The organism is Burkholderia sp. KL41 (assembly GCF_057005415.2).
Window position 1 is genome coordinate 3,262,029 of sequence record NZ_CM174446.1, and the last position, 14,877, is coordinate 3,276,905.

General features: G+C 66.9%; 12 protein-coding genes. 2 read left to right on the forward strand and 10 right to left on the reverse strand.

Translation table 11 applies throughout. The annotated features are described in order from the left end of the window. Positions 1–7: 7 nt before the first annotated feature. The 7 genes from ubiB to PQB87_RS15380 form a co-directional block, all read right to left on the reverse strand. Positions 8–1,585 carry a ubiquinone biosynthesis regulatory protein kinase UbiB gene (gene ubiB / locus PQB87_RS15350; protein WP_039360107.1) on the reverse strand — a complete coding sequence of 526 codons (1,578 nt, stop codon included), beginning with the start codon at positions 1,583–1,585 and terminating at the stop codon, positions 8–10. 12 nt (positions 1,586–1,597) lie between these two features. Beyond that, positions 1,598–2,224 (reverse strand): ubiquinone biosynthesis accessory factor UbiJ, encoded by a 627-nt coding sequence (locus PQB87_RS15355; protein ID WP_006487883.1) that lies wholly within the window; start codon positions 2,222–2,224, stop codon positions 1,598–1,600. 163 nt (positions 2,225–2,387) lie between these two features. Beyond that, on the reverse strand, positions 2,388–3,419 hold the full coding sequence (locus tag PQB87_RS15360; protein ID WP_111938865.1) for a Tim44 domain-containing protein: 1,032 nt from the start codon (positions 3,417–3,419) through the stop codon (positions 2,388–2,390). 41 nt (positions 3,420–3,460) lie between these two features. Then, positions 3,461–4,192: a bifunctional demethylmenaquinone methyltransferase/2-methoxy-6-polyprenyl-1,4-benzoquinol methylase UbiE gene (gene ubiE / locus PQB87_RS15365; RefSeq protein WP_111938866.1), complete on the reverse strand. Its 732-nt coding sequence runs from the start codon at positions 4,190–4,192 to the stop codon at positions 3,461–3,463. Between the two features lie 53 nt (positions 4,193–4,245). Beyond that, positions 4,246–4,659 (reverse strand): gamma-butyrobetaine hydroxylase family protein, encoded by a 414-nt coding sequence (locus PQB87_RS15370; protein ID WP_021161323.1) that lies wholly within the window; start codon positions 4,657–4,659, stop codon positions 4,246–4,248. Continuing rightward, positions 4,656–5,099: an HIT family protein gene (locus PQB87_RS15375; RefSeq protein WP_059688767.1), complete on the reverse strand. Its 444-nt coding sequence runs from the start codon at positions 5,097–5,099 to the stop codon at positions 4,656–4,658. Before PQB87_RS15375 ends, PQB87_RS15370 begins: the two co-directional genes overlap by 4 nt. Before the next feature lie 85 nt (positions 5,100–5,184). Then, positions 5,185–9,210 carry a DUF3683 domain-containing protein gene (locus PQB87_RS15380; RefSeq protein ID WP_233345250.1) on the reverse strand — a complete coding sequence of 1,342 codons (4,026 nt, stop codon included), beginning with the start codon at positions 9,208–9,210 and terminating at the stop codon, positions 5,185–5,187. Positions 9,211–9,786: 576 nt separating this feature from the next. Here PQB87_RS15380 and ilvA point away from each other — a divergent pair. Then, positions 9,787–11,310: a threonine ammonia-lyase, biosynthetic gene (gene ilvA, locus PQB87_RS15385; RefSeq protein ID WP_021161327.1), complete on the forward strand. Its 1,524-nt coding sequence runs from the start codon at positions 9,787–9,789 to the stop codon at positions 11,308–11,310. 11 nt (positions 11,311–11,321) lie between these two features. After that, complete coding sequence (gene queF / locus PQB87_RS15390; protein ID WP_060067152.1) at positions 11,322–12,146, forward strand: NADPH-dependent 7-cyano-7-deazaguanine reductase QueF; 825 nt, start codon at positions 11,322–11,324, stop codon at positions 12,144–12,146. 142 nt (positions 12,147–12,288) lie between these two features. Here queF and PQB87_RS15395 read toward each other — a convergent pair whose 3' ends face one another. The 3 genes from PQB87_RS15395 to PQB87_RS15405 all read right to left on the reverse strand — a co-directional run bounded on the left by PQB87_RS15395 (position 12,289) and on the right by PQB87_RS15405 (position 14,875). After that, positions 12,289–12,708, reverse strand: coding sequence for a bleomycin resistance protein (locus PQB87_RS15395; protein ID WP_048023200.1), 420 nt, complete (start codon positions 12,706–12,708; stop codon positions 12,289–12,291). A 174-nt stretch (positions 12,709–12,882) separates the two neighbouring features. Beyond that, on the reverse strand, positions 12,883–13,269 hold the full coding sequence (locus PQB87_RS15400; protein ID WP_006751946.1) for a RidA family protein: 387 nt from the start codon (positions 13,267–13,269) through the stop codon (positions 12,883–12,885). Between the two features lie 124 nt (positions 13,270–13,393). Further along, positions 13,394–14,875, reverse strand: coding sequence for an N-acyl-D-amino-acid deacylase family protein (locus tag PQB87_RS15405; RefSeq protein WP_059688762.1), 1,482 nt, complete (start codon positions 14,873–14,875; stop codon positions 13,394–13,396). Positions 14,876–14,877 lie beyond the last annotated feature (2 nt).

Below are 14,877 nucleotides of genomic sequence, written 5' to 3' on the forward strand. Positions count from 1 at the left end.
CCTTCGGTCATGTGCCGTACGCGAGCGCGAGCAGCACGCGCGCGACGAGCGCCCCGACGCCGACGGCGAGACCGAAGATCAGCAACGCCTGCAGCAGCCGGTTCGTCCGCTTCTGCTCGACGAGAACCTGGCGCATCAGGTCCTCGCTCGCCGCGCGCGGCGCGTCGTGGCGCGCCGCCATCGCGTGATGGATCAGGCGCGGCAGTTGCGGCAGCGTCTTGCTCCACTGCGGCGCTTCGACCTTGAAGCGCTCGTACCAGCCGCGCAGGCCGATCTGCTCAGTCATCCAGCGCTCGAGGTACGGCTTCGCGGTCTTCCACAGGTCGAGCTCGGGGTCGAGCGATCGGCCGAGCCCCTCGACGTTCAGCATCGTCTTCTGCAGCAGCACGAGCTGCGGCTGGATCTCGACGTTGAAGCGGCGCGACGTCGAGAACAGGCGCATCAGCACCTGGCCGAGCGAGATGTCCTTCAGCGCGCGATCGAAATACGGCTCGCACACCGCTCGGATCGCGCTTTCGAGCTCCTCGACGCGCGTCTCGGGCGGCACCCAGCCCGATTCGAGGTGGAGCGTCGCGACGCGGTGGTAGTCGCGCTTGAAGAACGCCAGGAAGTTCTGCGCGAGGTAGTTCTTGTCGAAATCGGACAGCGCGCCGACGATCCCGAAATCGAGCGCGACGTAGCGGCCGAAGGTGTTCGGATCGAGGCTCACCTGGATGTTGCCCGGGTGCATGTCCGCATGGAAGAAGCCGTCGCGGAACACCTGCGTGAAGAAGATCTCGACGCCTTCGCGCGCGAGCTTCTTGATGTCGACACCGGCCGAACGCAGCGTCTCGACCTGGCTGATCGGCACGCCGGTCATGCGCTCCATCACGAGCACCTGCGACGTCGAGAAATCCCAGAACATCTCGGGCACGAGCAGCAGGTCGAGGCCCGCGAAGTTGCGGCGCAGCTGGCTGCCGTTGGCGGCCTCGCGCATCAGGTCGAGCTCGTCGTGCAGGTACTTGTCGAACTCGGCGACGACTTCGCGCGGCTTCAGGCGCCGGCCGTCGGCCCACATGCGCTCGGTCCAGATCGCGATGTCGCGCATCAGCGCGAGGTCGGAATCGATCACGGACAGCATGTTCGGGCGCAGCACCTTGACGGCGACGGCCTTGCCCGCGTGCTGGCCCTGCTTGAGCTTCGCGAAATGCACCTGCGCGATCGACGCGCTCGCGACCGGCTCGCGCTCGAATTCGTCGAACAGCTCGTCGACCGGCGCACCGAGCGACTTCTCGATGATCCCGATCGCGACCGCCGAATCGAACGGCGGCACCTGGTCCTGCAGCTTCGCGAGTTCGTTCGCGAAATCGACCGACAGCAGGTCGCGGCGCGTCGACAGCACCTGGCCGAACTTGACGAAGATCGGGCCGAGGCTTTCGAGCGCATGGCGCAGCCGCACCGCAGGCGGATCGGAATAACGGCGGCCGATCGTCGTGATCCGCAGCAGCAGCTTCACGCGCCGGTCGTCGATCCGGGACAGCATCACTTCGTCGAGACCAAAGCGGATGACGGTGTAGACAATCTTGATGAAACGGAAAATGCGCATGCCCTGCGGCCCTCAGTGCGCGCCGCGCGGGCCGGAACCCGTGCGCGCGCCGATTTTTTGTTCGAGTCGCTCGACCCGCTTTTCGACCCGCGCGAGCGCATCGCGTGCGCGCGCCAGTTCGGCGTCGAAGCCGCCGAGCGACGCGCGCCGGACGACTTGCGGGTTCTCGTCGAGCCAGTATTCGGCAACGGAATCGAGCACGTTGCGGCCGGTACGTCGCGCGCGCGCACCGGCGTCGCGCACGACCGTCGCGATCCGGTATGCCGCCGCGTCGCCGACCAGCTTCGCGAGATCTTCTTCAGGTTCCCAGCGCAGGTGCTCGGCCAGCTTCGCGATCTGCGTCGCGAACTCCGCATCGCCCTCGATCTTCACGTGCTTCATCACGGCCGCCTGGCCGCCCTGCAGGAACGCGGCGACCGTGTCGCCCGCGAGCGCGATCGACACGTCGACCTGTTGCGCATCGTGCGCGTCGACGGCCGACAGATAGCCGTCGGGCTGCACCAGCAGCGTGAGCGTAACGGGAGGCACGTCGATCCGGGCAGTCTTGCCCGCATACGGAATCAGGCGGTCGCGCGCCCACGATTCGCGGGCGAGCAGGTGATTGACGGCAGCAGCAAAAGGCTTGGCGGCAAAGGTCATCGGGCTGGGAAAGAAAAAACCCGCGCAGGCCGGGCGCCCACGCGGGTTTCTATTGTAACGTCGGATCGTCGGCAGGCCGTGCCTGACCGCACACCCGGGCGGCAAGCGGTCGCAGTGCGACGGCCGTTGCCCGGGTGTCCGGCGGCGTGGCCGCCGGACACGCTCAGTGCGTGTTGATCTGCTGGATGCCCGCGAGCAGCCAGCCCTGACTGCCCGACTTCGACAGGTTCCACACCTCGTCGAACGGCGCGGCCGACGCATTCGCCGATTCGCGGATCAGGCCGTGGAAACGCACGCTCGCCGACTGCTCGATGCCGCGATCCTCGATCGCGACCAGTTCCGCGTCGAGCTGCACGACGTCGGTCTGGTTCGACTCGTTGCCGCGCGAATCGAGGTCGATCTTGATCTCGGCGAACATTTCGGGCGTCGTGAACTCGCGGATGTCGGCCAGGTTGCCCTGGTCCCACGCGGCCTGCAGGCGCACGAAATAAACCTTCGAGCTGCGCAGGAACGCTTCGGTGTCGAAGCCGGCCGGCACCTGGAGCGGCGCGGCCGCCGCCGCCGCCGCGCCTGCGGCCGCGGCACCGCCGCCGAACACGCCTTGCGCTTCGTTCGCGTAGCTGCTGCCGCCACCCGCATAGTTGCTGCCGGTGCCGCCCTGCTGGAACGACGGGCTCTGCGAGTAGCCGCCCGACGACGACGCCGAGCCGCCGACCGAGTATGCCGGCTCCTGCGGACGACGGCGGTTCATGAACTTGCGGATCAGCCAGATGCCGACCATCGCGAGCAGCGCGATCACGATGACGTTCGCCATCATGCTCGCGAATGCGCCGCCCAGGCCGAAGTGCGACAGCAGCGCCGCGATGCCGAGGCCGGCCGCGAGGCCGGCGATCGGCCCGAGCCAGCGCGAGCGGTTGGGCTGCGCGGCCGGCGCGGGCGCGGCCGGGTTCGCACGCTGCGCCTGCGACGGCGCGGCCTGCTGCATCGGCTGCTGCGCCGGCGGCGTGGCCTGACGCTGCGTGACGGTGGAATTCTGGCGGCCGATGCTGCGCCCGCCGCCCATGCGCTTGGCTTCAGCGTCGAGCGATGCGAACGTGCCGGCCGTGAGCAGGCCGACCATCAGCAGTGTGCCGACTCGTCGAGCCCACGGCTTCGACGGCTTGCTACGGTTGAACAACGAACGCGTTTCGGACATCAGCTTCTCCAGATGTAAGACAAATGTATGGAAAGAGCCCCTTAGTACTTGGCTCCCATGTGTAAAGCTACCACGCCACCTGACAAATTGTAATATTTGACGGCATCGAGGCCCGCTTGTTCCATCATCGTCTTCAGCGTGTCCTGATCGGGGTGCATCCGGATAGATTCAGCAAGATACCGGTAACTTTCAGCATCTTTCGCGAACTTGTCGCCAAGCCACGGTAATACTTTGAAAGAATACAGATCGTACGCCTTTTTCAGCGGATCCCAGACTTTCGAGAATTCCAGCACCATCACGCGGCCGCCGGGCTTCGTCACGCGGCGCATCTCCGCCAGCGCGGCATCCTTGTGCGTCATGTTGCGCAGCCCGAACGCGACCGTGACCAGATCGAAGTAGTTGTCCGGGAAGGGAATTTTCTCCGCGTCGCACAGCAGCGACGGCGTCACGATGCCCTTGTCGAGCAGCCGGTCGCGACCGACGCGCAGCATCGATTCGTTGATGTCCGTGTGCCAGACCTCGCCCGTCGGCCCGGCTGCCTTCACGAACGCCTTGGTCAGGTCGCCGGTGCCGGCCGCGATGTCGAGCACCTTGAAGCCGGGACGCACGTTCGCCTGCGCGATCGTGAACGCCTTCCACGCGCGGTGCATGCCCGCCGACATCAGGTCGTTCATCAGATCGTAGTTGCTCGCGACCGAATGGAACACACCCGCCACTTTCTTCGCTTTTTCGTTTTCCTCGACGCTTTCGAAGCCGAAGTGGGTTTTGCTCATCGCGTTGATCCTCAGTAAATGGCAAGACGGCGCCGAGCGGGCGCCGTCGAATTTCAGTGGCAGTGGCCGTGCGACGCGGAGGCCGCCTGCATCGGGGCGTCGCGCTCGACGCCCGCCGCCTTCAGTTTGTCGAAATAGTCGCGCCACAGCGCGTCCTGCTGCGTGGCCAGCTCGTACAGCAGGTCCCACGAGTAGATGCCGGTCGAATGGCCGTCGGAAAACGTGGGCTGCAGCGCGTAGTTGCCGACGCCCTCGAGCGCGGTGATCGTCACCTCGCGCTTGCCGGTTTGCAGCGTCTCCTGGCCGGGCCCGTGGCCGCGCACCTCGGCCGACGGCGAATACACGCGCATCAGCTCGAACGGAATCCGGTAGCTTTCACCGTTCGGGTACTGCAATTCGAGCACGCGCGATACCGCGTGCACGACGACGCCGGACGGAATCGGCGTCGTGGAAGTCAAACCGCTCATGGCTGCCTCGAATCGGTCATGCGTTGAATTTCCTCGCGCACCGCATTGTGCAGCAGCGAGGCCTGCGCCGCGCGCGTGCGCAGCAGCGCCTCGGACACGCTGCGCTGGCGCGGCGCCCAGACGGGCTGCGGGAAGTGGGCATCGTTGGAAAAGCGCGGGATCACGTGCCAGTGCACGTGCGGCACCATGTTGCCGAGGCTCGCGAGATTCACCTTGTTCGGCTGCATCACGCGGCGCACGGCCCGCTCGACCGCGTAGACCACGCGCATCAGGTGGGCCCGCTCGGGCTCGCCGAGATCGGAGAATTCCGCTACGTGCTTGCCCCAGATCACCCGGCAGAAGCCCGGATACTCGTGCTCGCCCGTCGCGAGGACGACGCGCAGCGCGTCGTCCTGCCAGAGCACCTCGCCGCCGTCTTCACGGCAAAACACGCATTCCATCGTCGCTCCCATGTGGACGGGCGCCGGCATTGCCGCGCCGGCGCCCGCTCATCCCCAGCCCGGTCGGGCGGTCGTCATGCCCGCATTAGACCAGCACGCGCTCGATCCCGCCATTGTTCGCGCGTGCGACATAATCGGCCATCCAGTTCTCGCCGAGCACCTGGCGCGCGATTTCGACCACGATGTAGTCGGCTTCGAGGTTCGCATCCTCGCTGTAGCGCGACAGGCCCTGCAGGCACGACGGGCAGCTCGTCAGGATCTTCACGTCCGGGCCGTTCGCGGCCGCGGCGGCCGGCGCCGGCGCGTTGCCGGCCACGACCGGGATGCTGCGCAGCTTCGCGGCGCCCTTGCGGATCTCCTCTTCCTTGCGGAAGCGGACCTGCGTGGACACATCCGGGCGCGTGACCGCGAGCGTGCCCGATTCGCCGCAGCAACGGTCGTTCTTCTCGATCTTGTAGCCGTCCTTCTCCGTGCCCATCAGCTCGTTCACGAGCTTCACCGGGTCCATCGTCTTGATCGGCGTGTGGCACGGGTCGTGATACATGTAGCGCGTACCCGTCACGCCGTCGAGCTTCATCCCCTTCTCGAGCAGGAACTCGTGGATGTCGATGATCCGGCAGCCCGGGAAGATCTTGTCGAATTCGTAACCGGCGAGCTGGTCGTAGCAGGTGCCGCACGACACGACCACCGTCTTGATATCGAGGTAGTTCAGCGTGTTCGCGACGCGGTGGAACAGCACGCGGTTGTCGGTGACGATCTTCTCGGCCTTGTCGTACTGGCCCGAGCCGCGCTGCGGATAGCCGCAGCACAGGTAGCCCGGCGGCAGCACGGTCTGCACGCCCGCCTCCCACAGCATCGCCTGCGTCGCGAGGCCGACCTGCGAGAACAAACGCTCGGAGCCGCAGCCCGGGAAGTAGAACACCGCTTCCGAATCGACGGTCGTCGACTTCGGGTTGCGGATGATCGGCACGATCTTGTTGTCCTCGATGTCGAGCAGCGCGCGTGCCGTCTTCTTCGGCAGGTTGCCCGGCATCTTCTTGTTGACGAAGTGGATCACCTGCTCGACGACTGGCGGCTTGCCCACCGTCGCCGGCGGGTGCTGCGTCTGCTTCTTCACGACGTTCTTCAGCATGTCGTTCGCGAAGCGCTGCACCTTGTAGCCGACGCCCATCATCACGCTGCGCGCGGCGTTGATCGTCTGCGGGTTGGTCGCGTTCAGGAAGAACATGCCCGCCGCATTGCCGGCGTTGAATTTCTTCTTGCCCATCTTGCGCAACAGGTTGCGCATGTTCATCGTGACGTCGCCGAAATCGATCTTCACCGGGCACGGGGTCGCGCACTTGTGGCACACCGTGCAGTGGTCGGCCACGTCGTTGAACTCGTCCCAGTGCTTGATCGACACGCCGCGGCGCGTCTGTTCCTCATACAGGAACGCCTCGACCAGCAACGACGTCGCGAGGATCTTGTTGCGCGGGCTGTACAGCAGGTTCGCGCGCGGCACGTGCGTCGCGCACACCGGCTTGCACTTGCCGCAGCGCAGGCAGTCCTTCACCGAATCGGCGATCGCGCCGATGTCGGACTGCTTCATGATCAGCGACTCGTATCCCATCAGCCCGAAGCTCGGCGTATAGGCGTTGCGCAGATCGGCGCCTTCGAGCAGCTTGCCCTTGTTGAAACGGCCGTTCGGGTCGACACGCTGTTTGTACGCGCGGAATTCGGCGATCTCGTCGTCGGTCAGGAACTCGAGCTTCGTGATGCCGATGCCGTGCTCGCCGGAAATCACGCCGTCGAGCGAACGCGCGAGCGTCATGATGCGCGCGACCGCCGCGTGGGCGTCCTGCAGCATCTCGTAGTTGTCGGAGTTGACCGGCAGGTTGGTGTGGACGTTGCCGTCGCCCGCGTGCATGTGCAGCGCGACGAACACGCGGCCGCGCAGCACCTGCTTGTGGATCGCCTGCGCTTCGTCGAGGATCTGCTTGAACGCGCCGCCGTTGAAGATCGCGCGCAGCTCCGCGCGGATCTCCTGCTTCCACGAGATGCGCACCGTGCGGTCCTGCGTGACGTGGAACACGGTCGCGCCCGGCTGCTCGTCCGCGCGATCGGCGAACTTCTCGGCGAGCGCCTCGTAACCGAGCTGCACGAGGTAGTGCTGCGCCTCGCGCAGCGGCTGGTCGAGCCGGTCGCGCACGAATTCCCAGCGCGCGCGCACGCGCTTGAGCAGCTCCAGTGCCTGCTGGACGCGATCCTCGAGCAGTTCGGCGCTCGGGATCTCGTTCGCGTCATCGGTCTTGCCGAGCGGCAGGTTGCCGGCACGGAAGAACGCTTCCAGCGCGTCGACCAGCTGCAGCTTGTTCTTCAGCGACAGCTCGATGTTGATCCGCTCGATGCCGTCGGTGTACTCGCCCATCCGGTTCAGCGGGATGACGACGTCTTCGTTGATCTTGAACGCGTTCGTGTGCTTCGCGATCGCGGCCGTGCGGCTGCGGTCGAGCCAGAAGCGCTTGCGCGCCTCCGCGCTGATCGCGACGAAACCTTCGCCGCTCTTGCCGTTCGCCATCCGGATCACTTCGGACGTCGCGTGCGCGACCGCGTCGGCGTCATCGCCGACGATGTCGCCGATCAGCACCATCTTGGGGAATGCGTTGCGCTTGCTCTTGGTCGCGTAGCCGACCGCGCGCAGGTAGCGCTCGTCGAGGTGCTCGAGGCCCGCGAGGATCGCGCCGCCCTGCTTCGACGTCTCGAACAGGTAGTCCTTGATCTCGACGATGCTCGGGATCGCCTCGCGCGCCTGGCCGAAGAATTCCAGGCAGACGGTGCGCGTGTGCGCGGGCATCTTGTGCAGCACCCAGCGCGCGGACGTGATGAGCCCGTCGCAGCCTTCCTTCTGCACGCCCGGCAGGCCGGCGAGGAACTTGTCGGTCACGTCCTTGCCGAGGCCTTCCTTGCGGAACCGGCGGCCTTCGATCTCAAGCATCTCGGTGCGCAGCAGCTTCTCGCCCGGCGCATACGCGCCGTCGAACCACTTCAGCTCGAAACGCGCGACCGCGATGTCGTGGATCTTGCCCTGGTTGTGCTCGTGGCGCGTGACTTCGAGCCAGTTGCCGTCCGGGTCGACCATCCGCCACCACGCCAGGTTGTCGAGCGCGGTGCCCCACAGCACGGCCTTCTTGCCGCCCGCGTTCATCGCGACGTTGCCGCCGATGCACGATGCGTCGAGCGAGGTCGGATCGACCGCGAACACGTAGCCGGCCGCTTCCGCGGCTTCCGTCACGCGACGCGTGACGACGCCCGCGCCGGAGAAGATCGTCGGCACCTTGTGCGCGACGCCCGGCAGCTCGGTCAGCTCGACCGCGCCGAGCTGTTCGAGCTTCTCTGTGTTGATCACCGCGGAGAACGGCGTGAGCGGCACCGCGCCGCCCGTGTAGCCGGTGCCGCCGCCGCGCGGGATCACGGTCAGGCCGAGCTCGAAGCAGGCCTTGATGAGGCCGGCGATCTCGGCTTCGGTATCGGGAGTGAGCACGACGAACGGGTATTCGACCCGCCAGTCGGTCGCGTCGGTCACGTGCGACACGCGCGACAACCCGTCGAAGCGGATGTTGTCCTTCTGCGTGCAGCGGCCGAGCGCCTTGGTCGCGCGACGACGCAGGTCGGCCATCTTCTCGAATTCGTCGGCGAACTCGTCGACCGCGCGCTGCGCGGCGGTTTCGAGCATCTCGACGCGCAATGCGCGTTCGCGGCCCGCGTCGTCGCGGTGCTCGGTGAGATCCGCGCTGCGGCGCTTGCCGATTTCGGTCAGCCGGTGATTCAGCGCCTCGATCAGCAGCGCGCGGCGCTTCGGGTTGTCGAGCAGGTCGTCCTGCAGGTACGGGTTGCGGCGCACGACCCAGATGTCGCCGAGCACTTCATACAGCATCCGTGCCGAGCGGCCCGTACGGCGCTCGGCGCGCAGCTCGTCGAGCACCGACCACGCCTCTTCGCCGAGCAGGCGGATCACGATCTCGCGATCCGAGAAGGACGTGTAGTTGTAGGGAATCTCGCGCAAACGGGGCGCGGGGTCGGCGGCGACGGCGGCGGCCGCGCCATGCGGATCGAAAACTTGTGGTGCGTTCATGTTCGGACGACTCGGAGGGCCGATACACCGTGCACGGGCGTCGGCAAGCGCGTGGGCGCAATCTTGGGGAAATCTGTTCTGTTACCAGGCGCGCGGCTGTCCTTCATGGGGCCGGAGCGGGCGACGATTCGCTCCTCCTGGCCGGCGACAGGGCCTGGCGGCACTCGATCATCAGCACGATCGCGCGCGGCGCGCATGCCGTTCCGCCGCGGGGCTGGCTGCGCGCGGCGTCGGCTTCAACGGTGCGATCCGAGGGTGCCTCTGCATCTTCCGAATCCTTGATTCAAAACGGAATTCTAACCCATGATCGGGCTACGCGTGACACGTCGGACAGGTCGTGGGGCTATCGCCGCGAGCCGCGCCAGGCCTGGCTCGGCGCGATTTCACACGGCCATTCGCCGTCCGTCCGGTCGGTAACCACACGGTTAAGCCGGCAAAAGAGGCCGCGCAACGTCGCCGATGCCCCGTCCGCGCGGCCCCGCGAGCGAGCGCCCGGCATGCCGCTTGCGTACAGGCGGACCCTTGGCGCTATCATTGATCCTTTACCGTCTGCTACCGCACTGCACGCGAGCGCCCATGGCATCCCACGATTACCTGAAGAAAATCCTCACCGCGCGCGTCTACGACGTCGCGATCGAGACGGAACTCGAATCCGCCCGCAACCTGTCCGCCCGGCTGCGCAACGCCGTCTACCTCAAGCGCGAGGACAACCAGCCGGTGTTCTCGTTCAAGCTGCGCGGCGCGTACAACAAGATGGCGCACATTCCGGCGGACGCGCTCGCGCGCGGCGTGATTACGGCATCGGCCGGCAACCATGCGCAGGGTGTCGCGTTCTCGGCGGCCCGGATGGGCGTCAAGGCCGTGATCGTCGTGCCCGTCACGACGCCGCAGGTGAAAGTCGATGCGGTGCGCGCGCACGGCGGCCCGAGCGTCGAGGTGATCCAGGCCGGGGAGTCGTACAGCGACGCGTATGCACACGCGGTCAAGGTGCAGGAGGAGCGCGGCCTCACGTTCGTCCATCCGTTCGACGATCCGTACGTGATCGCCGGCCAGGGCACGATCGCGATGGAGATCCTGCGCCAGCACCAGGGCCCGATCCACGCGATCTTCGTGCCGATCGGCGGCGGCGGGCTCGCGTCCGGCGTCGCGGCCTACGTGAAGGCGGTGCGACCGGAGATCAAGGTGATCGGCGTGCAGGCCGAGGATTCGTGCGCGATGGCGCAGTCGCTCGACGCGGGCAAGCGCGTCGAGCTGAGCGAGGTCGGCCTGTTCGCGGACGGTACCGCCGTGAAGCTGGTCGGCGAGGAAACCTTCCGGCTCTGCAGCGAATACCTCGACGGCGTCCTGACGGTGAACACCGACGCGCTGTGCGCGGCGATCAAGGACGTCTTCCAGGACACGCGCAGCGTGCTCGAGCCGTCCGGCGCGCTCGCGGTCGCGGGCGCGAAGCTCTACGCGGAACGCGAAGGCATCGAGAACCAGACGCTCGTCGCGGTCACGTCCGGCGCGAACATGAACTTCGACCGGATGCGCTTCGTCGCCGAGCGCGCGGAAGTGGGTGAAGCGCGCGAAGCCGTGTTCGCGGTCACGATCCCCGAGGAACGCGGCAGCTTCAAGCGGTTCTGCTCGCTCGTCGGCGACCGCAACGTCACCGAGTTCAACTACCGGATCGCCGATGCGCAGGCCGCGCACATCTTCGTCGGCGTGCAGATCAAGCGCCGCGGCGAATCGGCCGAGATCGCCGCGAACTTCGAATCGCACGGCTTCAAGTCCGTCGACCTGACGCACGACGAGCTGTCGAAGGAACACATCCGCTACATGGTGGGCGGCCGTTCGCCGCTCGCGCTCGACGAGCGCCTGTTCCGCTTCGAATTCCCGGAACGGCCGGGCGCGCTGATGAAATTCCTGTCGTCGATGGCGCCGGACTGGAACATCAGCCTGTTCCATTACCGCAACCAGGGCGCGGACTACAGCTCGATCCTCGTCGGGCTGCAGGTGCCGCAGGCCGATCGCGCCGAATTCGAACGCTTCCTCGCGGCACTCGGCTACCCGTATGTCGAAGAGAGCGCCAACCCGGCTTACCGCCTCTTCCTGTCGTAAAGGCGTCACGCATGAATCCCGAACATTCCCCGCTCGGCAAGGCCACCGTCTACGCGGCCCAGTACGACGCGTCGCTGCTGTTCCCGATCCCGCGCGCCGGCGCGCGCGAGCAGCTCGGCATCGCGTCGGCGCTGCCGTTCTTCGGCACCGACATCTGGAACGCATACGAGCTGTCCTGGCTCAACGCGCGCGGCAAGCCGCAGATCGCGGTTGCGACCTTCTACGTGCCGGCCGAATCGCCGAACATCGTCGAATCGAAGTCGTTCAAGCTGTATCTCGGCTCGTTCGCGCAGACGAAATTCGACTCGATCGAAGCGGTGCGCGACACGCTGAAGCGCGACGTGTCGGCCGCGTGCGGTGCGAGCGTCGCCGTGCAGCTCGTGTCGCCGCACGATTTCGGCAAGCTCGAAATGGACGAACTCGACGGGCTGTCGCTCGACCGGCTCGACCTCGACACCGACGTGTACGAACCCGATCCGTCGCTGCTGTCGGCGGCCGTCGACGAAGCGCCGGTCGAGGAGACGCTCGTGTCCGACCTGCTGCGCTCGAACTGCCCGGTCACCGGCCAGCCCGACTGGGGCAGCGTGCAGATTCACTACGTCGGGCCGCAGATCGACCACGCGGGCCTGCTGCGCTACATCATCTCGTTCCGCAACCACACGGGCTTTCACGAGCAGTGCGTCGAGCGGATCTTCCTCGACATCCTGCACGCATGCAAACCGGTGAAGCTCGCGGTGTATGCGCGCTATACGCGCCGCGGCGGGCTCGACATCAACCCGTTCCGCACGAACTACAACCAGCCGATGCCGGACAACGCGCGCAACGCGCGGCAGTGACGGCGGCGGGTGGCCGCCGCAGTTTGCCGTTTGCCTTTTGCCGCCGGCGACGCGCAGCCGCCACCCCAAATACAACAGCCCGACCGGAATCAACCGGCCGGGCTGTTTTTCATTGTGCGGGAAAGGCGCGGACGACCGACGATCACCCGCTCACCGGCCGCTCCGGCAGGATCTCCACCAGACGCAACAGGTATCCGTCGGGATCCTGCACCAGCATCTCGATCTGGCCATGCTCGATCTCGCCCTCCCGATACCAGGACGTGCGCGGCTCGACGAACAGCGGCACGCCCGCGGCACGGATCCTGTCGAGAATGGGGTCGAGCGCATCGACCTCGATCTGAAAATTGATTCCGCGCCCGAACGGCGGCTCCAGCGGGCCGGTCAGCCAGCCCTCCGCGCCGTACTGCTCGAGCATCAGCTGAGCCCGCCCGATTTCCAGATAGGCGAAGCCGTCTTCCGGACGTTCGAAGCGAATCCGGAATCCCAGCACGTCACGATAGAAGCGCACGCTTCCGGCGAGGTCCGAGCAGATCAGCTCCGGCACCAGCGCAGCCCATTCCATGTATTTCCCCTCCGTACGATCACGCGGCACATTACATGAACGGGCGGGCGGCGTTGCGGCGGTTGCCGCCGTGGCGCACCGGGCAACAATCGAACCGTGCGCGACACACGACAAAACGGGCCCGGCGCACGTGAATGCGCCGGGCCCGTTCTGGAGCGGCTCGCCGTTGCGGCGTTACTTCGCCGGCGCCTTGTACGCGATGCAGTCGACCTCGACCTTGCAGTCGATGACCATGCTCGACTGCACGCACGCGCGTGCCGGCGGATGCTCGCCGAAGTACGACACGAACACCTTGTTGAACGACGCGAAATCGCGTGCGTCGTCGAGCCACACGCCGCAGCGCACGACGTGCTCGAGGCCGTAGCCGGCTTCCTTCAGGATCGCGATCACGTTCTCGATCGTCTGCTTCGACTGCGTGACGATCCCGCCTTCGACGACCTCGCCGTTCACCATCGGCGTCTGGCCCGACACGTACAGCCAGCCGTCGGCCTCGACCGCGCGTGCGAACGGCATCACCTGGCCGCCCGTCCCCTTCGCTTCGCCTACGCCATATCGCTTCATCGTTTCACTCCTTGTTTGTCGACCGCCTCGACGCTTTTGCGCCGGCGCCGGTCCCATGCAACGCACGGTTGCGGATGCGCGCGCCGACGATGGCGCGCGCGGCAGATCGGAACAACAACCGCGTTCAGAACGCGGCGTCGGCACTCGCCGGCACGCGCTCGCCGCGTGCGACGAAGCCGCCGGCGCGCTCGCCGGTCGGCTGGCCGTTTTCGTAGGTCAGCACGCCGTTCACCCACACGGCGTCGATTCCGTGCGCGGGCTGCTGCGGCTTCTCGAACGTCGCGGCGTCGATCACGCGCGCCGGGTCGAACAGCACGAGGTCGGCGTGGTAGCCCACATGCACCTCGCCGCGCCGCGCGATGCCGTAGCGGCGCGCGGACAGCGACGTCATCTTGCGGATCGCCTCCTCGAGCGGCAGCAGGTTCGTGTCGCGCACGTAATGGCCGAGCACGCGCGGAAACGCGCCCCACAACCGCGGGTGCGGCAGCGGATCGTTCGGCAGGCCGTCGGAGCCCACCATCGTCGCCGGGTGCGACAGGATCCGGCGCACGTCCTCCTCGGACATGTTGTGGTACACGGCGCCCGCCGGGCGGATGCGCTGCGCGGCTTCCTGCTCGGTCACGCCCCAGTCGGCCGCGATCGCCTTCAGCAGCTTGCCCGCCACTTCCGGGTGCGGCTCCGACCAGGTGATCGTGATGTCGATGTCGCCCGTCACCTGCTTCAGGTCGAGCGTCGACGAGCTGCGGCTGTACGGATAGCAGTCGCAGCCGACCGGCTGGTAGCGACGCGCGCCTTCGAGCGACGCGAGCACTTCGGTGCTGCGCCCCCAGTTCGACGGGCCCGCGCACTTCAGGTGCGAGATCACGACCGGCACGCGCGCATGGCGGCCGACCTGGTACGCCTCTTCCATCGCATCGAGGATCGCGTCGAATTCGGTGCGCATGTGCGTCGTGTACAACGCGCCGGCGTTCGCGAGCGGCTCGGCGAGCGCCATCACCTCTTCGGTCGGCGCCGCGAACGCGGAGCCGTACGCGAGGCCCGACGACAGGCCGAGCGCGCCGTTCGCGAGCGCCTCCTCGAGCTGCGCGCGCATCCCGGCGATCTCGCCGTCGGTCGCCGCGCGGTCGAGGCGGTCCATCTGGTTGTTGCGCAGCGCCGTGTGGCCGACGAGCGCCGCGACGTTCACGGCCGGACGCGCGTCGTTCACGGCCGCGACGTAGTCAGCGAAGGTCGGGTACTGGAACGCACCGCGCTCGCCGAGCAGGTTCATCGGGTCGGGCGGATCGCCCGCGAGCGTCACCGGCGACGCGCTGATCCCGCAGTTGCCGACGATCACGGTCGTCACGCCCTGCGAGATCTTCGGCACCATCTGCGGCGCGCGGATTACATGGGTGTCGTCGTGCGTGTGCACGTCGACGAAGCCCGGCGCGAGCGCGCGGCCGTTCGCATCGACGACGGTTTCGGCGAGCCAGTTCGACAGGTTGCCGATCGCCGCGATCACGCCGTTGCGGATCGCGACGTCGCGCGTGACGGGCGGCGCGCCGGTACCGTCGTAAAGCTGCGCGCCGACGATCAGCGTATCGGCGGCTTCGGGATGCGAATGCATGG